This window comes from Kitasatospora sp. NPDC086009 (genome assembly GCF_044540385.1).
GTDB lineage: Bacteria > Actinomycetota > Actinomycetes > Streptomycetales > Streptomycetaceae > Kitasatospora.
In genome coordinates, this window is record NZ_JBITSA010000005.1 from 255,661 (window position 1) to 276,318 (window position 20,658).

Annotated in this window: 16 protein-coding genes, 1 pseudogene and 1 riboswitch; of the genes and pseudogenes, 5 read left to right on the forward strand and 12 right to left on the reverse strand. The window is 73.8% G+C overall.

Annotated features, from left to right (window positions below; translation table 11 throughout):
• Window positions 1-245 precede the first annotated feature (245 nt).
• The 3 genes from ACIF6L_RS15600 to ACIF6L_RS15610 are packed head-to-tail and all read right to left on the reverse strand — an operon-like array spanning window position 246 to window position 5,052.
• Window positions 246-2,342: a PQQ-dependent sugar dehydrogenase gene (locus ACIF6L_RS15600; protein ID WP_396487409.1), complete on the reverse strand. Its 2,097-nt coding sequence runs from the start codon at window positions 2,340-2,342 to the stop codon at window positions 246-248.
• Window positions 2,342-3,997 carry a glycosyl hydrolase family 8 gene (locus ACIF6L_RS15605; protein ID WP_396487411.1) on the reverse strand — a complete coding sequence of 552 codons (1,656 nt, stop codon included), beginning with the start codon at window positions 3,995-3,997 and terminating at the stop codon, window positions 2,342-2,344. Before ACIF6L_RS15605 ends, ACIF6L_RS15600 begins: the two co-directional genes overlap by 1 nt.
• A gap of 11 nt (window positions 3,998-4,008) precedes the next feature.
• A complete protein-coding gene (locus ACIF6L_RS15610) occupies window positions 4,009-5,052 on the reverse strand; it encodes a chitinase (protein ID WP_396487412.1) in 1,044 nt (347 codons plus the stop codon).
• Window positions 5,053-5,413: 361 nt separating this feature from the next.
• On the opposite strand from ACIF6L_RS15610, the gene ACIF6L_RS15615 reads away from it, so the two are divergent.
• Window positions 5,414-6,811, forward strand: a complete 1,398-nt coding sequence (locus tag ACIF6L_RS15615; RefSeq protein WP_396487679.1) for an APC family permease — start codon at window positions 5,414-5,416, stop codon at window positions 6,809-6,811.
• A 100-nt stretch (window positions 6,812-6,911) separates the two neighbouring features.
• On the opposite strand, the gene ACIF6L_RS15620 is transcribed toward ACIF6L_RS15615, so the two are convergent.
• The gene (locus tag ACIF6L_RS15620) at window positions 6,912-7,721 is read right to left on the reverse strand and encodes an arylamine N-acetyltransferase (RefSeq protein ID WP_396487414.1); all 810 of its coding nucleotides are present in this window, start codon (window positions 7,719-7,721) and stop codon (window positions 6,912-6,914) included.
• 214 nt (window positions 7,722-7,935) lie between these two features.
• On the opposite strand from ACIF6L_RS15620, the gene ACIF6L_RS15625 reads away from it, so the two are divergent.
• Window positions 7,936-8,154: a hypothetical protein gene (locus ACIF6L_RS15625; protein WP_329491412.1), complete on the forward strand. Its 219-nt coding sequence runs from the start codon at window positions 7,936-7,938 to the stop codon at window positions 8,152-8,154.
• A gap of 213 nt (window positions 8,155-8,367) precedes the next feature.
• A complete protein-coding gene (locus ACIF6L_RS15630; protein WP_396487416.1) occupies window positions 8,368-9,777 on the forward strand; it encodes a lamin tail domain-containing protein in 1,410 nt (469 codons plus the stop codon).
• Between the two features lie 102 nt (window positions 9,778-9,879).
• Here ACIF6L_RS15630 and ACIF6L_RS15635 read toward each other — a convergent pair whose 3' ends face one another.
• Entirely contained in the window at window positions 9,880-11,106 is a 1,227-nt protein-coding gene (locus tag ACIF6L_RS15635; protein WP_396487418.1) for an ROK family transcriptional regulator, read from the reverse strand.
• 190 nt (window positions 11,107-11,296) lie between these two features.
• Window positions 11,297-12,140, reverse strand: a pseudogene (locus ACIF6L_RS15640) (SDR family NAD(P)-dependent oxidoreductase).
• An 88-nt stretch (window positions 12,141-12,228) separates the two neighbouring features.
• Here ACIF6L_RS15640 and ACIF6L_RS15645 point away from each other — a divergent pair.
• Entirely contained in the window at window positions 12,229-12,696 is a 468-nt protein-coding gene (locus tag ACIF6L_RS15645; RefSeq protein ID WP_396487420.1) for a MarR family winged helix-turn-helix transcriptional regulator, read from the forward strand.
• Between the two features lie 138 nt (window positions 12,697-12,834).
• Here ACIF6L_RS15645 and ACIF6L_RS15650 read toward each other — a convergent pair whose 3' ends face one another.
• The 3 genes from ACIF6L_RS15650 to ACIF6L_RS15660 all read right to left on the reverse strand — a co-directional run bounded on the left by ACIF6L_RS15650 (window position 12,835) and on the right by ACIF6L_RS15660 (window position 15,448).
• The gene (locus ACIF6L_RS15650; RefSeq protein ID WP_396487422.1) at window positions 12,835-14,028 is read right to left on the reverse strand and encodes a trans-sulfuration enzyme family protein; all 1,194 of its coding nucleotides are present in this window, start codon (window positions 14,026-14,028) and stop codon (window positions 12,835-12,837) included.
• 106 nt (window positions 14,029-14,134) lie between these two features.
• Window positions 14,135-14,341, reverse strand: a complete 207-nt coding sequence (locus ACIF6L_RS15655) for a hypothetical protein (protein ID WP_359804702.1) — start codon at window positions 14,339-14,341, stop codon at window positions 14,135-14,137.
• A gap of 360 nt (window positions 14,342-14,701) precedes the next feature.
• The gene (locus ACIF6L_RS15660; protein ID WP_396487424.1) at window positions 14,702-15,448 is read right to left on the reverse strand and encodes a hypothetical protein; all 747 of its coding nucleotides are present in this window, start codon (window positions 15,446-15,448) and stop codon (window positions 14,702-14,704) included.
• 391 nt (window positions 15,449-15,839) lie between these two features.
• Here ACIF6L_RS15660 and ACIF6L_RS15665 point away from each other — a divergent pair, with 391 nt between their 5' ends.
• A complete protein-coding gene (locus ACIF6L_RS15665) occupies window positions 15,840-16,667 on the forward strand; it encodes an alpha/beta hydrolase (RefSeq protein WP_359804698.1) in 828 nt (275 codons plus the stop codon).
• Between the two features lie 155 nt (window positions 16,668-16,822).
• On the opposite strand, the gene ACIF6L_RS15670 is transcribed toward ACIF6L_RS15665, so the two are convergent.
• The 3 genes from ACIF6L_RS15670 to ACIF6L_RS15680 all read right to left on the reverse strand — a co-directional run bounded on the left by ACIF6L_RS15670 (window position 16,823) and on the right by ACIF6L_RS15680 (window position 20,045).
• Window positions 16,823-17,482 (reverse strand): helix-turn-helix transcriptional regulator, encoded by a 660-nt coding sequence (locus ACIF6L_RS15670; protein ID WP_329491402.1) that lies wholly within the window; start codon window positions 17,480-17,482, stop codon window positions 16,823-16,825.
• A gap of 83 nt (window positions 17,483-17,565) precedes the next feature.
• Complete coding sequence (locus ACIF6L_RS15675; RefSeq protein WP_396487427.1) at window positions 17,566-18,639, reverse strand: helix-turn-helix transcriptional regulator; 1,074 nt, start codon at window positions 18,637-18,639, stop codon at window positions 17,566-17,568.
• Between the two features lie 236 nt (window positions 18,640-18,875).
• A complete protein-coding gene (locus ACIF6L_RS15680; protein WP_329491400.1) occupies window positions 18,876-20,045 on the reverse strand; it encodes a magnesium and cobalt transport protein CorA in 1,170 nt (389 codons plus the stop codon).
• Between the two features lie 364 nt (window positions 20,046-20,409).
• Window positions 20,410-20,583: riboswitch (M-box (ykoK) riboswitch) on the reverse strand.
• Window positions 20,584-20,658 lie beyond the last annotated feature (75 nt).

Below are 20,658 nucleotides of genomic sequence, written 5' to 3' on the forward strand. Positions count from 1 at the left end.
CCCTCACGTCTCCCTGGCGACGGCGCGAAGATGTTCGCGGTGTCGCTGGCCCTGGTCGCCCCAGGAGTTCCCGCCCGGCCGCGAGCGGGGCACCGCGATGGACGTATACGGGACGACCATCAGGGTGGCGGTCGCGGTCGGCCCGCTGGTCGGCGGCGGGCGGAGGCCGTGACCGCCCCGTCGTGACGGCCCGGGCCCGAAGGAGTCTCCGGCCCGGGCCGTCGCGTTGCGGACGCCCCGCGCCGCTAGCCGATCGAGATCGTGAAGACCTTGTCGGCCCCGTCGGCCGCCCCGCCGTTGTTGTCGGCGTTGGTGGTGGTGAGCCAGATCCGGTCGGCCCCGGGTACCTTGGACACCGTCCGCAGCCGGCCGTAGGCGCCGACGTAGTACGCGGTCGGCGTCCCGACGTTCTCGGTGTTCCCGTCGATCGGGATGCGCCACATCCGCTCACCGCGCAGCGCCGCCATGTAGACCACGTTGCGCACGATCGCGATCCCGCTCGGCGAGGCCTCGTTGACCGGCCAGCTCGCCTTGGGGTCGGTCATCCCGGCCACCCCGCAGGTGCCCTCGCAGGTGGGCCACCCGTAGTTGGCCCCGGGCTTGACCAGGTTGAGCTCGTCCCGCTTCGAGTCGCCGAACTCCGCCTCCCAGAGCCGTCCGTCGCGGTCGAACGCCAGGCCCTGCGGGTTGCGGTGGCCGTAGCTGTAGACGTAGTTGCCGAACGGGTTGCCGGGGGCCGGCTTGCCATCGGTGGTCAGCCGCAGGATCTTCCCGTTGAGCGAGTTCTTGTCCTGGGCCAGCGAGGACGTCTGGGCGTCACCGGTCGACGCGTACAGGTACCCGTCGGGGCCGAAGGCCAGCCGGCCGCCGTTGTGGTAGCGGTTCTTCTTGATGCCCTGGAGCAGCACCTTGTAGCCGCTCAACGTGGAGCCGTTGTACGTCATCCGCACGATCCGGTTGCCCTCGGCGGCGGTGTGCATGAGGTACACGTAGTGGTTGCCCGCCCAGTCGGGGTCGACGGCGATGCCGAGCAGGCCGCCCTCCCCGTCGGTGGTGACGGCGTTGGGCACGGTGCCGACCGCCGTCTTGGCGCCGCCCGTGGTGAGCCGGAAGACCTTGAAGCTGTCCCGCTCGGTGACCAGCGAGGTGGTGCCGTCCGGCAGCCAGGCGATGCCCCAGGGAATCGTCCACCCCGTGGAGAGGGCGCTCGGGGAGCCCGGGACGCCGCCGTCGGCCGGGCAGGCGCCGGTGGTGAAGGAGACGGGGTCGGACGGCGCCGAGTAGTTGCCCGCGGTGTCCCGGGCGACCACCGAGAGCGTGAACGGCGCGTCGCAGGCGAGCCCGGTGACCGCCGCCGAGGTGGCCGGCGGGGTGCCGGTGACGCTCTTCACGACGGCGGAGCCGCTGCGGATCTCGTACCCGACCACGCCCTTGTCGTCCGTCGCGGCGCCCCAGGTCAGAGTGGCGCCGGTGGGGGTGACGGCCGAGACGGTCGGGGTGCCCGGCCGGCCGGGCGCCGGGTCGGTGCCCGCCGTGGTGGTGCAGTCTACGGCGACGCTGGCCGGCGAGGCGTTGCCGGAGGCGTCCCGGGCGATCACGGTGAGGTTGTAGGTGGTGGCCGGCGCCAGCCCGGTGAGCTGCCGGGAGGTCGCGGTGCCCGGGGCCTCGGCGAGTTTGTTGCCGTGCTCGTAGATGTCGTAGGCGGCGACGCCGACGTCGTCGCCGGCGGCTCCCCAGCCCAGCGTCAGAGCGTTCGGCCCGACGGCGGAGCAGCTCGGCGCACCGGGACGGCTCGGCGGGGTGGTGTCGGCCGCCGCGCCCACCCGGAGGCGGTCGAGGTTGGGGCCGCCGTCGGCGGTGGTGGCGGTGGCCCGGATCCGGTTGGCGCCGGCGGCGAGGGCGACGCCGACGGTCTTCTCCGCCCAGGTGTCCCAGTCGGCGGTGGGCGGGAAGGCCACACCGGCGGCGACGACCTTCCCGTTGACCGCGATGTCCATCGGGCGGTTCGCCGTACCGGCGTTGGCGTACCGGAAGGCCAGCGAAGCGGTCCCGGCCGCGGTGGCGCTCACCGTGAACTCGACGGCGGAGCCGGTGGTGTTGGTGTAGTCGACGAAGCCGGTCCCGGTGTACCCGGTGTGGTTGGTGGCCGTCTTCGCCTGCGCGAGCACGGCGTCCTCGGCCTGGTAGTCGGTGCTCGCCGCCGTGGCGGCGGTCGCCGCGGGCGGCGCCGCCACGGCCCCGAGGACCAGGGCGGCCGCGGCGAGCGCCGCTCCGCCGGCCCGGGCGAGCGCCGTCCGCCGGTGCGCCGCGGCTGTCGTGCGCGGGTGTCCGGTGTCGGTCATCACGGCACCCAGTAGTTTCCGGAGGCGACGATCATCGACTGCAGCTGCACGCTGCCGCCGTAGTAGAGGGCCGGGTCGATCGCGGTGCCGGCCAGCTTGGCCCAGAGCGCGTCCAGCCAGGCCTGCGAGCCCGGGTCGGTCATCGCGGTGACCACGAACGGCGCGGTGAAGGCCATGTCACGGCCGTTCTCGAAGACCGTGCCGTTCAGCTTGTAGCCGGTGGCGATGTTCGCCGGGTCGCCGCCCGTCTTGCCCTTGATCCAGGTGTTGATCTTTCGCGCCGAGGCGAGCGAGGCGGCGTCCCCGCTGGTGACGGCGTCCGCGCCGATCCGCCACGGGTCGCGGCAGGCGTTCCAGCTGTAGTCCCCGTCGTTGGGGCTCTCCAGCACCTCGCCGGCGGCGGGCTTGGCGGTGCCGTTGGTGTTGACCACGAAGTCGGCGAGCAGCCCGGTGTTCGGGGCGTAGCCGCTCTGCTGCTTGGTGATCAGGTTCTGGTGGGCGGTGCGGACGGTGTCCCAGGTGGTGTCGCCGGTCGCGGCCCGGAAGGCGCGGAAGTGGTCGATCATCCAGTCCGAGGAGCGGGTGATGTAGTAGGTGGAGTCGCCCGAGGTGGACCAGTCGCCGAGCCGCGTCAGGTGGGTCGTGGGGTTGACCTCACTGGCCTTGATCGCGTTGATGTGCTTGACGGCCAGGCCCTTGTAGTCGTACGTCCCGCCGCTGCCCCACTGCCGGTCGGCGAGCAGCAGCCCGTACGCGACGTCCAGGTCCCCGTCGGTCGCCGAGTCGGAGCCGTTGACGCTGCGGCAGGAGGAGTCCTGCTCGGCGGCGAGGAGGTTGGCGTTGTTCACCGACGGGTGGGCGAGCACGAACTTCACCATGCCGTCGAAGACCGTCCGCGCGTTGGCGTCCGCACCGGCCATCAGCGCGGTGACCACCATGCCGTAGCCCTGGCCCTCGGCGACGTACGGGTGGTCGGCGTCCGGCGAGATGGTCTCGTACCAGCCGTTGCCGCAGTTCTGCCGGACGAAGGCGGCCTTCCAGGCGTTGTACTTGTCGATCACCTGCTGGTCGGTCACGGACTGCGCGCCGGAGGGCTTGAGGGTGCCGGCCGCGTACGGGTAGCGGTGGCTGCCGAACGGCACCGCGGGGCCGCCCGGGGCCGGGCCGCTGCCGAGGTCGGCGTCCAGGTAGTCCAGGTTGGCCGTGCCGCCGGTGGTGGTGGAGGTGAGCCGGATCCGGTTGGCCCCGGCGGTGAGCCGGACGGTCAGCGTCGAGGTCGCCCAGGTGTCCCAGCTCCCGGTGGACGGGAAGGCCCGGGCCGGCTCGACCGTGGCGCCGTTGACGGCCACGGCCGCCGGGCGGTTCGCGGTGGTCCCGTTGGAGTAGCGGATGCCGAGCACGGCGTTGCCCGCGCTCGCCGCGTCGACCGTGAACTCGACCCAACTGCCTGTGGCGTTCTCGGTGTTGACGAATCCGGTGCCGGAGTAGCCGCTGTGGTTGGACTCCACCACGCCCTGCGACAGGCCCGCGCCCTCCGCCTCGTAGCGGACCGGCGCGGCCGAGGCCGGCGGGGCCGCGAGCAGCCCGGCGGCCAGGCCGGCCCCCGCGAGCAGGGCCGCGGCGCGGCCGCGGTGTCTGGTGCTCGGTCGTGTCATCGGAATGCTCCTCAGCCCTGGTACTGGACGACGATCTTGGTGAACTCGTACGGGGACTGCGCGACGCCGCTGCAGGCGTCAGCGTCCGTGCCGGAGCCGCAGGCGCGGTCGCGGTTGACCGACCAGAAGGCGTACCGGGCCAGGTGGTGCTGCTGCGCGTAGCCGAGGATGGTCCGGAAGTCGGCGGTGGTGACCGTCTCGCCCGCCTCGTCGGTCTTCCCGTTCATCGAGGAGACGCCGATGTGCCGGTACGCGGCGTCGTCACCGTAGCCGTAGGCGCTCTTGACCGCCGCCTTCAGGCCCTCCAGCGCGCTGACCGAGGCCTGGCCCATCGTGCCGGTGTGGCCGCCGAAGTCGAACGGCATGATCACCCAGCCGTCGTTGGCGAGGCCGGCCTGCGCGCCGCGCTTGATCAGGTCCTTCCCGGTGGCGTCCGGGCCGCTCGGGGTGGTGCCCATGGTCACGTAGGTGACGATGCCCGGGTTCTTGGTCTTGACGATCTTCAGGGCGTCGACAACGCGCTGACGGACCGTCGCGTTGGAGAACTCGGTGTCCTCGATGTCGATGTCCAGCGCCTTGAGCTTGTAGGCGTCGATCACCTTCTGGTACGCGCCGGCGAGCGCGCTCGCGCTGGAGCACTTCTCGCCCAGCTTGTTGCCGCTCCAGCCGCCGACCGAGATCACCACGTCGCCACCGGCCGCCCGAATGGACTTGATCGCCGCCTCGTCGGACCCACCGGTCAGCGCCCGGCTGCCGTCCCACTTGGGGTTGCAGCCGCCGTCGGAGAGGACGAACGCGAGGGTGAACCACTTCACCCCGGTCGCCTTCATCACGTCGGTGGGCTTCTGCGGGCTGCCCCAGCCCAGGTACTCGTACGGCGCGGCGGCCATCGCGGGCACGGCCGCCGCCGCGGCGGGAGCGGCCGGGGCGGCTTGGGCGGCTGACGCGGCCGGGGCGGCTGTCGCGGTGGTCGCCGAGGCCAGCAGCAGGGCGGCCGAGCCGAGGACGGCGGCCACCGACGGGGCGGTCGGACGGACTCCGATAGATATGGGCATGCCAACTCACTTTCGCCGATCCACCGCCTGCGACGGCGGATCGAGGGGGAGACGGGCGAGGCGGAGGGGGGAGCGAGGCGGAGGGAGGAGCGGAGCACTCGGGGCGGACGGCGGCGACCACAGCGGGCGCCTACAGAATCGGGGCGGCGCGGCGCGCGGTCAATGGCTTTCGTTAGGAAAGTTTCCCAACTGTCACCGGAGTAACCCCCCTGCCGTCCGAGCGGCTTGACGAAATAAGTAATGCTCCCTAACTTGAACCCCCCGGCACCCCGCCCGGCGCCCGACTCCCCCACGTTCGGAGGCCCCGGTGTCCCCCGGCCTTACCCGAAGAATCGGCCTCTTCCAGGCCACCGCGCTCAACATGAGCCAGATGTGCGGCATCGGCCCCTTCGTCACGATCCCGCTGATGGTCGCGGCCTTCGGCGGCCCGCAGGCCGTCATCGGCTGGATAGCCGGCGCCGTCCTGGCCCTCGCCGACGGCCTGGTCTGGGCCGAACTCGGCGCCTCCCTGCCGGGAGCCGGCGGGACGTACGTCTACCTGCGCGAGGCCTTCCAGTACCGGACCGGGCGACTGATGCCGTTCCTCTTCGTCTGGACGGCCATGCTCTTCATCCCGCTGATCATGTCCACCGGCGTGGTCGGCTTCGTCCAGTACCTCGGCTACCTCTGGCCCGGCATGACGAGCGGCCAGGGCGATCTGGTCGGGATCGCGTTCTGCGCGCTGGTGGTGCTCCTGCTCTGGCGGCGGGTCGAGAACATCGCCCGGCTCACCACCGTGATGTGGGGGGTGATGATCCTCTCGGTGCTCGCCGTGATCGTGGCCTGCTACACCCACTTCAGCCCGAGCCGCGCCTTCGACTGGCCCGCGCACGCCGTCGAACTCACCCACGGCCAGTTCTGGATCGGCTTCGCGGCCGGCCTCACCATCGGCATCTACGACTACCTCGGGTACAACACCGCCGCCTACGTCGGCGCCGAGGTCCGCGACCCGGGCCGGGTCCTGCCGCGCGCCATCGTGCTGTCCATCGTCGGCATCATGACCATCTACCTGCTGCTGCAGATCGGCGTCCTGGGCGCGATGGACTGGCACGCGATGCTCGACCCGGAGTCGGTGGCCTCCAAGTCGGTCGCCTCGGCGGTCCTGGAGAGCACCTGGGGCAAGGGCGCCGCCCAGGTGGTCACCGCACTGATCCTGGTCACCGCCTTCGCCTCCGTCCTCGCCGGCCTGTTCGGCGGCTCCCGGGTGCCCTACGACGCGGCACGCGACGGCGTCTTCTTCCGGGCCTTCGGCCGGCTGCACCCCAGGCACGGCTTCCCCGTCCTCGGCCTGGCCGCCATGGGCGTACTCACCGCGGCCGGCTTCCTGCTCGGCCGCCACCTCGGCGCCAGCACCGACCACCCCCCGCTGACCCTGCTGATCAACCTGCTCACCACCGTGATGGTGATCGTCCAGGCCCTCGCCCAGATCGTCGCGGTCACCGTCCTGCGCCGCCGCCAGCCTGGACTCGTCCGGCCGTACAGGATGTGGCTCTACCCGGCGCCCGGCATCGTCGCGGCCGTCGGCTGGCTGGTCATCTACGGCTACGCGGACCGCAACGCGCCCGGCTTCCACCCCATCGAGTGGTCGCTGGCCTGGGTCGTCGCGGGCTGCGGCGCCTTCCTCCTCTGGGCCCGCACCGAACGCACCTGGCCCTTCGGCCCCCGCGAGATCCGCGAGGAGTACCTGACGCCGACCACCAGGGCGGACGCCACGGCCTGACCCGTCCGACGACGGTGCGGCGGCCCCGGAGCTCCGGCTCCGGGGCCGCCGCACCGGTGCCCCGTGATCCCGGGGGGGGGGCGAACTCCGAGGTGCGGGGTCAGAAGGCCGCGGCGACGCCCGGGGGCGGGTTGATGCCGAACTCGGACGCCAGCAACTCCACCAGTTCCTCGGGGCTTTCGAGCTCCCGGGCGGTGGTCGTGCCCGCCGCGGCGGTGTGGGTGAAGGTCTTCCCGTCGAGCCGCACGTGATCGGCGGTCCGGGTTCGCTGGAGGTAGAACCGACGGAACGGCGAGCGCGGGTAGGTGGCCACGAACCAGTTGGACATCGTGAGGTCTGGCGCCGGGACCGGGTCCAGGGTGAAGGCGTGCTGGTCCTCCCAGACCTCGCCCGTCCTCGCCTGCAGCACCCAGATCGGCGCGGGGCCGTCCGCCTCCTCGACGACCAGCCGGTGGGTGCGCCCGGCAGCCTCGCGAGCTTCACCGGGGATCATCGGGAGCGGCTCCAGCAGCCCGCCGATGGACCCGAATCCGACGTCGACGAGGTGGCGGCCGGATTCGCCGGGCACCTGGACGGCCAGCACCATATGGGTCCGCGGTCGGACCTCCCCGGCACGCGCGCCGACCCGCACCCGGCCGGTCAGCCGGGTGACCCCGAAGCCCAACTCGTCCAGCACAGCAGCGAACAGGGAGCTGTGTTCGAAGCAGTAGCCGCCGCGGGAGCTGTCGACGAGCTTCGCCTGGAGCTCACCGACATCCAGCGACGGCACCGAGCCGGTGACCACGTCGAGGTTCTCGAACGGGATGCCGAGGATGTGCGCGCGGTGCAGGGAACGAAGGGTCGCGGCGGTGGGCGCGGACTCGCCCTCCCATCCGATACGGGCGAAGTACTTCTCCAGATCGACAGTCATTCCACCACGGTACGGACCGAGCGGTCCGGCCGGCCTCCGCCGCTGGTCCCGGTCGCGATCGGCCGAGCGGCCTAGGCTCTGCCGCCGGGTCGGTCCCGGCTGGAGGATCATGGTCCGGCCCTGAACTGCGGGAACACGGACGACTACGCGCGGCTTCCCGCCGCCCAGGACGCCCCCGTCCCGACCCGGCACCGCGATGCGAGAGAATGAACCCATGAACGACGACCAAACCCCACCCGCCTCGGCGATCGAGCGCCGGCAGCGGCTCCTGGACATCATGCGGAAGGACGGCGGCACCTGGGACTGGCACCGGGCCCGCGAGACCTACCTGCCCCGCCCGGACCCGCGCACCGTGCGCCGTGACCTCCAGTTGCTCGCCAAGGCCAAGCAGATCTTCCGCGCCGAGGACGGTGGGTACCAGGCTGTCGGCTAGGCGCGGGCCGGGGCCCGCGGCCCGCGGGAGGGGCGGTTCACGGGGGCGGCGAGGGGAACAGTGGGAAGTACGACCTACCCGGTCTCCTGCCACCCGGGCCGCGCCCGGCGGTTCGTCCGCTGTTCATACGGCGCTCGCCCGGCGGCGGGCACCCGTTGGGTCGGTGGCGGAAGGGTGGTGACACCCTGACAGGACGATCCCGGGACGGACATCGTGACCGAATCGCGCGCACCGCGCTGGCGCCGAAGCCTCGCCTTCCTCCTCGTCGCCGCCGCCGGGCCGGCGGGGCTGCTGAGCGCCTCGCCCGCCCGCGCGGCCTCGACCGACGACATCCGGATCAACGAGGTGGTGACCACCGGGGACGTCGACGACTCCGTCGAGCTCTACAACAAGGGCACCACCGCGGTGGACGTCTCCGGCTGGATCCTCAAGGACGACGACAACGGCTCGAAGTACGCGATCGCCGCCGGCACCACGCTGGCCCCCGGCGGGTTCCGCGCCTTCGACGTCCACGGCGCGTTCGGCCTGGGCTCCTCCGACAAGGCACGGCTGTACCTGCCGAACGGCAGCACCCTGGTCGACAGCTTCAGCTGGAGCGAGCACTCCGCCCCGTCCTGGTCGCGCTGCCCCGACGGCACCGGCGCCTTCCGCAAGGCGGCGCTCACCCTGGGGGCGGCGAACGCCTGCGGCAGCACCGGCGGCACCTCGCCCGTGGCCTGGCCGGGCAGCGGGACGATGGCGAACGCCGACGCCTCCAACGTCTTCGGGTCGGACCTCAGCGGTCTCTACCAGGAGGGCGGCGTGCTGTGGGGGGCGCAGAACTCCGGCAAGCTGTGGCGGCTGGTGCCGAACGGGTCCGGCGGGTGGAAGCCGGACACCGCGAACGGCTGGACGGCCGGCAAGAAGCTGCGCTTCCCGGGCGGCTCCGGCACCCCTGACAGCGAGGGCGTCACCCTCACCGGCGCCGGCGCCTCGGGGGGCGTGTTCGTCGCGAGCGAGCGCAACGGCGACGCCTCCGGCACCAGCAGGCTCTCCGTCCTGCGGTACGACGTGAGCGGCACGGGCACCACGCTGACCGCCGCGAAGGAGTGGAACCTGACCTCCGCCCTGCCGTCGGTGGGCTCCAACCTCGGGCTCGAAGGCATCACCTGGATCCCCGACGGCTATCTGACCGGCGCCGGGTTCACCGACGAGTCGACCCATACGGCCTACAACCCGGCCGGGTACGGCGCGCACGGGGGCGGGGTGTTCCTGGTCGGCGTCGAGGGCGGCCAGATCTACGGCTTCGTCCTCCAGGACAGCGGGGCGTTCACCAAGGTGGCCACCCTCGGCAGTGGCATGGCCGGGGTCATGGAGCTGCAGTGGGAGCCGCAGGCCTCTCGGCTCTGGGTGGTGTGCGACGACACCTGCGACGGCCAGCACCGGACGATGCAGGTCGGCGCGGGCGGCACCTTCGTCACCACCGCGGTGTTCAACCGGCCGAGCGGCCTGGCCAACCTGAACAACGAGGGCTTCGCCCTGGCCGGCGCCGGGGAGTGCACCGCCGGCGCCAAGCCTGTCTACTGGGCCGACGACAGCAACACCGGCGGCCACGCGCTGCGCCGGGGCAGCATCAGCTGCTGACCGGGAGGCACCGCCGTGGTCCGGGCCGCTCCGGCCGGGCCACGGCGCGATGGTCCGGTCGGCCGGTCGGCCGGTTCGCCGGAGCGGCGGGGCCGCGGTCCGTCAGAGCGGCATGCCGTGGTCCGCCAGGGCCGAGCGGCGCTCGAAGACCTCGGGCCGCGCGGTGTCCAGGGCGGTGGCGACGGCGCCGAGCAGCACGGCCTGCTCCCCCAGCCCGCTCGGGGCGAGCTTGGGGCGCAGCGGGGTGAGGCGGTGCAGCTCGCGCTCCAGCGGTTCCAGCAGGAGGTCGGCGCTGCCGCCGACGCCGCCGCCGAGCACCACCAAGTCCGGATCGAGCACGGCCGCGAGCACGGCGATCGCGTACGCGAGCTGTTCGGCCTCGCGCTCGACCGCGCGGGCGGCGAGCGGGTCGCCGGCCCGGGCCGCGTCGAAGACCTGCTTGGCCGTCAGCGGGCCGCGCATGCCGAGGCCCAGTGCGGTGCGGACCACCGCGTCGGCCCCGGCCTCCTGCTCGATCGTCCCGCCCGGCTCGCCGTCGGCTCCGGGGGGCAGCGGCACCAGACCGACCTCGCCGGCCGCGCCGTGCGCGCCGGAGAGCAGTTCGCCGTCCTTGAGGACGCCGACGCCGAGGCCGGTGCCGATCAGCAGGTAGGCGAACATCCGGCTGCCCCGCCCGGCGCCGAGGGTGAACTCGCCGAGGGCGGCGAGGTTGGCGTCGTTGCCGACGGTGACGGCGGTCTCCAGCCCTGCCGCGATCCGGTCGAACAGACCGCGTCTGCCCCAGCCGGGCAGGCTGGTCGCGTACCGCACGCCGCGCCGCTGCTCGTCCCAGACACCCGGGGTGCCGATCACCGCGTGCACGATGTCGCCGGCCGCCAGCCCCGCCTCGGCGGCGGTCTCCCGGGCGGCCGCGACCACGGCGTCGGCCACCGCGTTGGCCGAGCGGCCCTTGTTGGGCACGTCCCGGCGGGCGACGATCCGCCCGGCGAGGTCGGCCACCGCGACCCGGAGCCAGCCCCGGCCGATGTCCACGCCGAGTACGTGGCCGGCCGTCGGGTCCGGCTCGTAGAGCACCGCCGTCCGGCCGCGCTCGGGGACGAACCGGCCCGCCTCGCGGGCCAGTCCGGCCTGCTCCAGCGCGGCCAGGGCGGCGGAGACGGTGGGCTTGGACAGCCCGGTGTCCCGGGCGAGCTGGGCGCGTGAGGAGGGACCGCCGGTGCGCAGCAGTTCGAGCAGCAGCCATTCGTTGTTGCTCCGCAGTCGCTGCCGGTTCCACGGCTGCGCCGGCGTCGCGCCCGGCGGAACGGTGGTCGGCAGGTGGCGGCTCATCGGTTCCTCCGGTCTGGGGCGTGCTCGGCGCCGTCGTCGGCGCCTGTGGCCTGCGCTCAGGCCTCGCCCAGTATGACCGGTCGTCAATCCGTCCATCGGCTGGAACCTCTCGGGGGCAGGTGCCGCTCCGCACCCCGCTGACCTGGCATGTCCTCGACCAGAGGAGGTGCGGGGGCGGCCCCGGCGGCGGTCAGCCGACCCAGCCACCGGTGAGCTCCTGCACCGCGGAGCCGTCCAGATCGGCGAGCTTGGCGCCGACGAAGGCGCGGGCGGTCTCGGAGGTCTGCATCCGGAACGGCGGCTGCTCGGCGGTCAGCGCCTCCACCACCGACTCGGCGGCCTGCTCCGGGGTCTGCGCCCGGGTGAACGCCGCCCGGGTGCGGGCGGCGTAGGCGTCCAGCGCGGGGGCGTAGGGGCCGGCGGCGGCCAGCAGGGCGGGGATGTCCAGGCCCTGGCTGGCGACGAACTCGCTGGCCACCGCGCCCGGCTCGACGACGGTGACCTTGACGCCGACGGTGGCGGCGACCGGCGCCAGCGCCTCCATGAAGCCCTCGACGGCGAACTTGGCCGCGCAGTAGGCCTCGTTGAAGGGTTGCCCGACCACGCCGCCGACGCTGGTGACGGTGACCACCCGGCCGCCGACGGCCCGCAGGTGCGGCAGCGCGGCGCGGGTGACGTCGACGACACCGAAGAAGTTGACCTCCATCGTGGCCCGGACCGGCTTCAGTCCGTCCTGCTCGACGGTGCCCACGTAGCCGGCTCCGGCGTTGTTGACGACGGCGTCGAGGCGCCCGTGCCGGGCGACCACACCGGCCACGCAGGCCTCGACCGACCGCGGATCGGTGACGTCCAGCCGGGCCACCTCGATCCGGTCGGCGACCCGCCGCCTCGGCGGCGGCGAGCAGCGCGCCGGAGCGGCCGGTGTCACGCATGGTGGCGACGACGTGGTGCCCGGCGCGGGCGACGGCCACGGCGGCGGCCAGGCCGATGCCGGAGGACGTACCGGTGATCAGGGCGATGCGGGCGGTGGTCATGAGGGTGCTCCCGACGGCTCGGATTTGTGTGCGTGCACACACACCATAGATCCGTGTGTGCGCACACGCAAACAGGTAGGGTGTCGGCATGGCGCGTACCGAACTCACCCTGGGCGAGCTCACCGCCCGCGACCACGCCTTCTACGGGCTCGTCTGGGCCGGCACCACCCTCAGTGCCAAGGTCGACCAGGCCCTCGGCAAGGCCCACGACCTGCCGCTCTCCTGGTTCGAGGTGATGCTCTGGCTGCACGGGCAGGAGGAACCGGTGGCCGCCTCCGACCTCGGCGCCAAGACGCTGCTCAGCCGGAGCCAGGTCTCCCGGGTGGCCGACTCGCTCCAGGCCCGCGGCCTGGTCGAGCGCGTCCCCTCCCCCGTCGACGCCCGCTCGGTGCGGATCACCCTGACCCCCGAGGGCCGCCGGCTCTTCGCCGCCGCCGACGCCACCCGGCGCGCCGTCCTGGCCGAGTCCTTCGACGACCGGCTCGACGACGCGGACATCGCGGCCCTGGAGGTCGTCTGGGCCAAGCTCAAGCAGCCGCCCGCACCCGGGGCCTGACCCCGCCGCACGCGCCGCCGGCGAGCCGGACGACCTGCTCGCCACGCCGCACGCGCTCGGCCCGGCCGCCGCCGGGGCGGCCGAGGACGACATCGCCGTCCTGGCCGCCCCGGCCGCACCGCCGCACGGCCGTCGGGCTCACAGCTTGGCGAGCGCCTGCTCCAGGTCGGCCCAGAGGTCCTCGGGATGCTCGATCCCCACGGCGACTCGGACGGTGCCCGGGCCGATGCCGGCCGCCGCCAGTTCCGCGTCGTCGAGCTGGCGGTGCGAGGTGCTGGCCGGGTGCAGGACGAGGGTGTGCACGCCCCCGAGTGAGGGAGCCAGCGAGGCCAGCCGGACCGACTCGGTGAAGGCCCGGGCCGCCTTCCGGCCGCCCGCCAGGTCGAAGGCGAGCACCCCGCCGTGGCCCTCCGGCAGCAGCCGGCGGGCGAGTTCGTGGTCGGGGTGGGCGGGCAGGCCCGGGTAGTGGACGCCGGTGACGGCCGGGTGACCGGCCAGCCGGCCGGCCAGCTCCCGGGCGCTCTCGCAGTGCCGGCGCACCCGCAGGGCCAGGGTCTGCAGGCCGCGCAGCGTCAACCAGGCGCTGTGCGGGTCGGCCGAGGCGCCCAGTTCGACCGCGTAGTGCCAGACGGTGCGGTGGAGTTCGGGGTCGGCGAAGACGGCGATCCCGGCCAGCACGTCGGAGTGCCCGCCGAGGTACTTGGTGGCCGAGTGGACCACGATGTCGGCGCCGTGCTCGATCGGCCGGCAGAGCAGCGGGGTGGCGAAGGTGTTGTCCACCACGCTGAGCACCCCGGCCTCCCGGGCGACCCCGATCAGCCCGGGCAGGTCGGTGACGCGGGTGGTCGGGTTGGAGATCGTCTCCAGGTGCAGCAGGCGGGTGTTGGGGCGCAGTGCGGCCCGCACCTCCTCCGGGTCGTCGCCCCCGACGTGGGTGACCTCCACGCCCCAGCGCCGGGCGAGGTCGGCGAGCATCGCGAAGGTGCCGCCGTACAGGCTCCGCTGGGCGATCACGTGGTCGCCGGAGCTCAGCAGTGCGAGCAGCACGGTGTTGATCGCGCCCATGCCGGAGGCGGTGGCGATCGCGCCCACGCCGCCCTCCAGCCCGGCGACCGCCTGCTCCAGCGAGCGGACCGTCGGATTGCCGTAGCGGTTGTAGAGGAAGGCCTCGTCCGGTCCGGCGAACGCGCGCGTCAGGGCGTCGTTGTCCTCGAACGCGAACAGGTGGCTCTGGTGCAGCGGCACTCCCATCGGGCGGCTGCCGGTCACCTCCGGGACGGGCGGGTGGACGATCCGGCTCTCGGGGCGCAGCGCGCTGTCGAAATCGCTCATACCGCTCATCCTCGGCCGGTCCGCTCCGCCGGGGCCAGGGCCAATCCCGGGCAAGTGGCCTGCCGCGGCCCGGTCCGGGCCCGGGCGGCACCGCCCCGACGGGGCTTCAGAGTCCGCCGACGGGCAGCAGAACCACCCGCGCCGGGTCGAACGGCTCCCAGCGGGCCGGGCGACCGCTCCGGGCCACCCTCAGCCGGCACCAGCGCCGTCCGCCCGCGTCCTGCCACCAGCCGCTGATCCGCCCGAGGGCCCATCGGTCGTCGTCGAAGTGCACCTCGACCGGCTGGTAGACCCACTCCACCTCGGTGTCCACCGGGCCCGCGCCCCGCTCCGGTCCGCCCCGCTCCGGTCCGTCCGGCCCGGGTTCACCCCACCCCGGTCCGCCCGGTCCCGCTCCGCGCGGCTCTGCTCCGCGCGGCTCTGTTCCGTTCCGTGCCTCGCGCCTGCCTTCGAGTACGGGCATGCCCCGACCTTCCACCACGGTTGCGCCCTCCCGTTCCGGTGCGGTCGCCGGCTCCCCGACGGGACGGCCGCGCGACCGGGCGTAGTCGCCACCCGAACGACTCTACAGCGCTGTAGAGGATCCGTGCCGGAGCCCGCCCGAATCATCGGTGGGCCGCACCGCCCGCCGACCGGGCCACCGGCCGACCGCACCACCGGCCGCCCGCCCCGGTCAGGACGACTGCAGGGCCCTCGCCAGGTCCTCCGCCTCGCGCAGCTGCGCGACGCCCAGCCGCCGCAGGCCCCGGAGCAGCAGGGCGGCGTCCGCGACGGCGGCGTCCGGCCCGGGCAGTTCCGGCGGCAGCGGCATCCCGAGGAGCGCCGCCAGGTCGCCCGCCGGGATGCCCAGCACGAGCGCGAAGTCGGCGACCAGGTCCGGGGTGGGCGCGTCCGCCCCGGAGGAGATCCGCCCGTACGCGTCGGACATCCAGTACCGGCCGGTGAGCAGGTGGAAGATCTTCGTGGTTCCGGTCCACCCGAGGTTCCGGGTGGCGACCATCCGCATCAGCAGGTTCCCGGCGGAGGCCGGGTCCGGCGTTGAGGCGGGCAGCCCCTCGATCCGCCCCGGCCGGTCGGCCGGCGGCAGCGAGGCGACGAAGGAGCGCAGTTCCGCCCGCCGGTCGGCCGGCAGCGCCATGCCGAACCGCACCACGCCGACGATCGAGGTGGTGGCCATCCCGCCGGCCGGCGCGAGGTCCGCCGACAGCGGCAGCGCCGCGATCTCGAACAGGTCGGCGGTGTCCAGGCCGAGGGCGGGCGCGAGTCGGCGCAGCAGCGCCGGATCCGGCGCGGCGCCGTCCAGCACCGCTGCCAGCTCGGCGTCGGTGACGCCGGCCCGGCGGGCCGACTCGGCGGGCTCCGGGCCCCGGTGGTCCAGCAGTCGGGCCAGCAGCGCGGCGAAGCCGGGAAGTTCGCTCATCCCGCCAGCATAGGACGGCCCGGACGCCCGGCGGACCGCTGCCCACCAGGCGCGATGGCAGCTGTCCGGCACCGGCCGGGGGCCGTCGCCGAACCGTCGGCCGGGCGGGCCCGGGCTGCCTCGGCCCCAGTCCTCGGTCACCCGTTCGGCCGACGTTCCCGGCCGACACGCTGACGGAGCGTCACCTTCGCGGGGCGGCGGGCCCGCTCCGGGCCTAGCGTCGGCGGAGTGCGCGGTCATGCCCCACCGGGCCGCCCGACCCGCACGACCGACCCGCACGACCGACCCGCACGACCGACCCGCTTCGGGGACAGCCGAAGCCCCGACCGCGCCCCGACCCCGCCCTGTCCCCACCTCCTCCCCGTCCCGCATCCCGTGCGAAGGAGCCCCCTTGCCCACCATCACCACCAGCGACGGCACCCGGATCCACTACAAGGACTGGGGCAGCGGCCGCCCCGTCGTCTTCAGTCACGGCTGGCCGCTGAACGCCGACGTGTGGGACGAACAGCTGCGGCTGGTCGCCGGGAACGGCTTCCGTGCGATCGCCCACGACCGGCGCGGCCACGGCCGGTCCGACCAGCCCTGGCACGGTAACGACATGGACACCTACGCCGACGACCTCGCCCAGCTGATCGAGCAGTTGGACCTGCGTGACGCCGTCCTGGTGGGCCATTCGACCGGCGGCGGCGAGGTGGCGCGCTACCTCGGCCGGCACGGGTCGGCCCGGGCCGCCAAGGCCGTCCTGCTCGGCGCCGTCCCGCCGCTGATGCTGCAGGGCCCCGGCAATCCCGAGGGCACGCCCCTCGCCGCCTTCGACGACATCCGGGCCGGGGTCGACGGCAACCGCTCGCAGTTCTACTGGGAGCTCAGCGAGTCCTTCTACGGGTTCGACCGCCCCGACGCGGACCTCGTCGGCGCCGCGGGCATCCGCCGGGCGTTCTGGCTCTGGGGCATGCAGGTCGGCGCGCGCGGCGCGTACGAGTGCGTCCGGCAGTTCTCCGAGACGGACTTCACCGAGGACCTGCGGCGCATCGACATCCCCACGCTGATCGCGCACGGTGACGACGACCAGATCGTCCCGATCGCGGCCGCCGCGCTGAAGGCGGCGAAGCTCGTCCCGGACAACGTCCTCAAGGTCTACCCGGGCGGCTCGCACGGTCTGCACGGGGCGTACCGGACCGCCTTCGAGGCCGACCTCCTGGAGTTCCTCAAGTCCTGAGTGCCCCCGCGCCGCGTCCGTCCCCCCGGGGTCCGGGGGGACGGACGCGGCGCGGCCGGACCGCCGCTCGTGCCGCTCCCCGCGCTCTCCTCGACACTCGTCCCCGGCCCCCTCCGCACCGCCTCGCGGGGCCCCGATCGGAACCCCGCGGACAGCTAACGCACGGGGGTTCCCGGCTTCGCCCGGACGTGGATGCGTTCACCCTGGGCGCCGAACAGGCTGAGGAACTCGACCGCGTTCGGCCCGGCGTTGCCGAACGCGTGCGGGGTCCTGGTGTCGAACTCGGCGGCCTCCCCGGCGGTGAGGACGAGGTCCTGCGAGCCGAGCAGCAGGCGCAGCCGCCCGGCGAGCACGTAGACCCACTCGTGGCCCTCGTGCACCCGCGTTTCGAGCTCGGGGCCGGCGCCGTGGCCCGGCGGCATGATGTGCTTGTAGGCGTGCAGCCCGCCGAGGTGGCGGGTGAGCGGGATGAAGGTCTGGCCGTAGCGCTTGAACGGGCGGGCGTGGATCCGCGGGTCGCCGGTGGCCGGGGCGCCGACCAGTTCGTCCAGTGGCACCCGGTACTCCCGGGCGAGCGGCAGCAGCAGTTCCAGGGTCGGCTTGCGCTGACCGGACTCCAGGCGGGACAGCGTGCTGAGGGAGATCCCGGTCGCCGCGCTCAGCCCGGCCAGGGTGCTGCCGCGCTCGCGCCGCAGGGCCCGAAGTCGGGGGCCCACCGTGGTCAGGACCGCGGCGAGGTCGTCACCGGCGGCGCCGCGGGGGTCCGCGGTGGGGTCTGCGGTGGGGTGGACGCTGTCGTGGGGGTGGTCGGCCATGGCTCCTATCTGCCGCTCCGGCAAGGGGATTTGTCAAACGGGCATCGGCCGACCGGGTCCCGTCGCCCGCCCCGCCCCCCCGCTCAGTGCCCGCCGCCGAGCATGATCCGGGCTATCAGCTCGCGGCGGCTGGCCACTCTCGCCTTGGCGAACACCGACTTGAGGTGGTCCTGCACGGTGTAGGGCTTCATCGTCAACAGCCGTGAGACGTCCCGGGTGTCGCAGCCGCGCACCAGCAGCAGGGCCACCTCCTGCTCGCGCGCGGTCAGCCCGTACGCGGAGAGGTAGAGCGGCATCGCGTCGGCCAGGGTGGCCGCGGTCGCCACCACCGTCACCTCGTCCGCCGCCGAGCCCTGCAGCGACGAGCCGTGCAGCACGTACCAGCGGCCGTCGCCGGACTGGATGCGGATCTTCGCCTGGGGCACCGGCAGCCCGCTCGCCGTGCGGCGGGCCTGCTCGGCGGCCATCGCGAAGGCGGTCGGCAGCCCCAGCGAAGTGCGGGACGGGTCGGCCAGCCGGGCGAGCAGTTCCTCGGCCGGGCCGGAGAGGGCGACCAGCCGGTTCGACGGGCCCAGTACCACGACGGCCGGTCCCGCGTCGGCGTCCGCCCCGCCGCCCGGCGGCAGGTGGCAGGCCCGCAGCGCGTGGCCCAGGTGCCGGGCGGCGGTGTCGGCGAGCTCGCGGTGGCGGCCGAGGAAGTGCCCCCGGTCGGCCGCCCGCATGAACGCGGCGCAGCCCCACATCCCGCCGTGCGCGTCGAAGGTCGCGCGCAGCTCGTCGCCGAACCCGGCCGGGGCGATCTGCTCGCGGAAGCGGGCGGCCCGCTCGGGGCGGCCCTGGGTCGCCCGGCTGAGCGTCTCGGCCCGGACGCCGCTGCGGCGGATCCTGGGGAAGGTGGCCGGGTCGTCGGCCCACACCTCGAGCCGGACGGCGTTCTCGAAGGAGTCCAGGCTGAGGTCGTCACTCAGCACGGAGTTGACCAGACCGGTCGCCGGGTCGGCGGTGTGCCAGCAGACGGCGTCGTACTCCAGGACGTCGCGCAGCAGTCCGTCGGCCCGCCGGAACACCTGCTCGGCCGTCAGCCCCGCACCGGCCAACTCCCTTACGCCCTCGATCGCCTGCTGCGCCGCGGCCGCGCGTGACCCACGTGATCCCATGGCCCGGAAGCTAGCACGCACACCAAGCACCGGGCGCGCGCCGATCGGCGGGGTGCCGGATCCCCCGCAGGGATGGCACCGGCCCGGTCCCCTACACCGGAGGTCCCGGCCCGTACGCCGGAAGTGCTGGACCCGTACGCCCGGAGTGCCGGACCCGTACGCCGGAACGGCCGACCCCGTACTCCTGGCGTCCCGACCCCGTACACCCGGGGCCGGGTCCCCGTCCCGCTCCCCCGCTACAGCCAGTCGCGCCGCTTGAAGATGAAGTAGAGGCTCACGCAGACCAGCGCCATCAGGCCGATCGCGAACGGATAGCCGAAGGCCCACTTGAGCTCGGGCATCTTCTCGAAGTTCATGCCGTAGACGGTCCCGATCAGGGTCGGCGCGAACAGGATGGCGGCCCAGGAGGAGATCTTCTTGATCTCGTCGTTCTGCATGTGCCCGGCCTCGGCCAGCTGCTTCATCTCCTCGTTCTGCCGCTGCGACACCAGGGTCGCGTTGACGGTGAGGATGTTCTGCAGCATCTGCCGGAAGCCGTCCACCCGCTCGGCGGCGTAGGTGGCGTGGTCGGCGACGTCACGCAGGTACCGCTGGAGCTCGTCGTCGGTGCCGTACTTGCCGAAGCCCGCCTCCAGGCTCTTCATGATCTCCAGCAGCGGCCGGGTGGCCCGCTGGAGCTCGATCACCTCGCGGGAGAGTTCGTAGATGCGCCGGGAGACCTGCGGGTCGCCGCCGAACACCTCGGTCTCGATCTCGTCGATGTCGTGCTGGAGACCGGCGATCACCGGCGCGTAGCCGTCGACCACCGCGTCGAGCACCGCGTACAGCACGGCCTCGGGGCCGAGGGCGAGCAGCTCCGGGTCGTCCTCCAGCCGGCGGCGCACCGCGGAGAGGTCGGGCGCCTGCGAGTGGCGCACGGTGAGGACGAAGTCGGGGCCGACGAAGAGGTGGACCTCGCCGAAGTCGACCTCCTCCACGTCGTCCAGGTAGCGGGCGGCGCGCAGCACGACGAACAGCGTGTCGCCGTAGCGCTCCAGCTTCGGCCGCTGGTGGGCGACGATGGCGTCCTCGACCGCGAGCTCGTGCAGGTTGAACCGCTCGGCGGCCTCCAGCAGCTGTGCCTCGGCGGGCCGGAACAGCCCGATCCAGGCCATCGTGCCGGGCTTGGCGGGCAGTTGGCGGTAGATGTCGGCGAGGCTGGCGGGCGGCTCGACCCGGCGGCCGTCGCGGTAGACGGCGGCCTCCACGACGGAGCGCTCCAGCGCCACGGGCTCGACCGGCTGGTCGGGCCGGGGGTCCATCGAGTGCTCGGGCGCCGGCTGGACCTCGCCGCCGGGGGCGGTGTTGTCGGAGCGGGAGAACGGACGCTTGCTCGCGCGCACGGCGCGCACACGCCAGTCGGACATGGCGGGGTACCTCCACGGTTCGGTGTCCGCCGCGCTCCCGGGACGTCGGTCGCGGGAAGCCGGGGCGGGTGGGGAGGCGCCCGGCCGGCCTCCACCGCGCACGGCGCCCGGCCGCGCGGTGGCCCGTCGTCAGCGACGGGCGGTGCGGCGGCGGGGAGCGGGAGCGGTACGGGAGGAGGGGTGCCGGGGGCCAGGAGAAGAGGGGGCGGTGCCGGGGCAGGGCCGACTTCGGCCCGGACTACTGGGATCCACAGCTCTCACCTCCTCGCCGTCGGGGCGCCCGTACCCCGGGTCGCCGTTACCGGGCCATCAGGGAGCGAGCCACGCCGTACGGCCGAGGGCACGGCTGCCCTGCGGGAACGGGTGGGCACCCCTGATCTCGTCAGAGCTTTGGCACGCCACGGCGTAGCGCCCGGGGGCGCAGCCACTTGGGGTCACCCCTTAGGCCGGGGAGACCTGTCCTGAACCTGGGCGTCTCTCGACGTCGTGGGGTCAGTGGCCTGTGTCCGTGGCGACGCCTCACCGAACGAGGTGCCTGCACAACTGTCCCGATTCTAGTACCCGCGCGCCCGTGCCTCCGACCAGGGCCCCGACCGGAGTGGCGCCCCGGCCC

Coding starts and splice junctions, on each gene's coding strand:
- ACIF6L_RS15650 (WP_396487422.1), bottom strand. CDS start 14,028: ATGAGCGATTTCGACAGCGCGCTGCGCCCCGAGAGCCGGATCGTCCAC.
- ACIF6L_RS15680 (WP_329491400.1), bottom strand. CDS start 20,045: ATGTCCGACTGGCGTGTGCGCGCCGTGCGCGCGAGCAAGCGTCCGTTC.
- ACIF6L_RS15610 (WP_396487412.1), bottom strand. CDS start 5,052: ATGCCCATATCTATCGGAGTCCGTCCGACCGCCCCGTCGGTGGCCGCC.
- ACIF6L_RS15605 (WP_396487411.1), bottom strand. CDS start 3,997: ATGACACGACCGAGCACCAGACACCGCGGCCGCGCCGCGGCCCTGCTC.
- ACIF6L_RS15615 (WP_396487679.1), top strand. CDS start 5,414: ATGAGCCAGATGTGCGGCATCGGCCCCTTCGTCACGATCCCGCTGATG.
- ACIF6L_RS15620 (WP_396487414.1), bottom strand. CDS start 7,721: ATGACTGTCGATCTGGAGAAGTACTTCGCCCGTATCGGATGGGAGGGC.
- ACIF6L_RS15660 (WP_396487424.1), bottom strand. CDS start 15,448: ATGAGCGAACTTCCCGGCTTCGCCGCGCTGCTGGCCCGACTGCTGGAC.
- ACIF6L_RS15645 (WP_396487420.1), top strand. CDS start 12,229: ATGGCGCGTACCGAACTCACCCTGGGCGAGCTCACCGCCCGCGACCAC.
- ACIF6L_RS15635 (WP_396487418.1), bottom strand. CDS start 11,106: ATGAGCCGCCACCTGCCGACCACCGTTCCGCCGGGCGCGACGCCGGCG.
- ACIF6L_RS15600 (WP_396487409.1), bottom strand. CDS start 2,342: ATGACCGACACCGGACACCCGCGCACGACAGCCGCGGCGCACCGGCGG.
- ACIF6L_RS15670 (WP_329491402.1), bottom strand. CDS start 17,482: ATGGCCGACCACCCCCACGACAGCGTCCACCCCACCGCAGACCCCACC.
- ACIF6L_RS15675 (WP_396487427.1), bottom strand. CDS start 18,639: ATGGGATCACGTGGGTCACGCGCGGCCGCGGCGCAGCAGGCGATCGAG.
- ACIF6L_RS15625 (WP_329491412.1), top strand. CDS start 7,936: ATGAACGACGACCAAACCCCACCCGCCTCGGCGATCGAGCGCCGGCAG.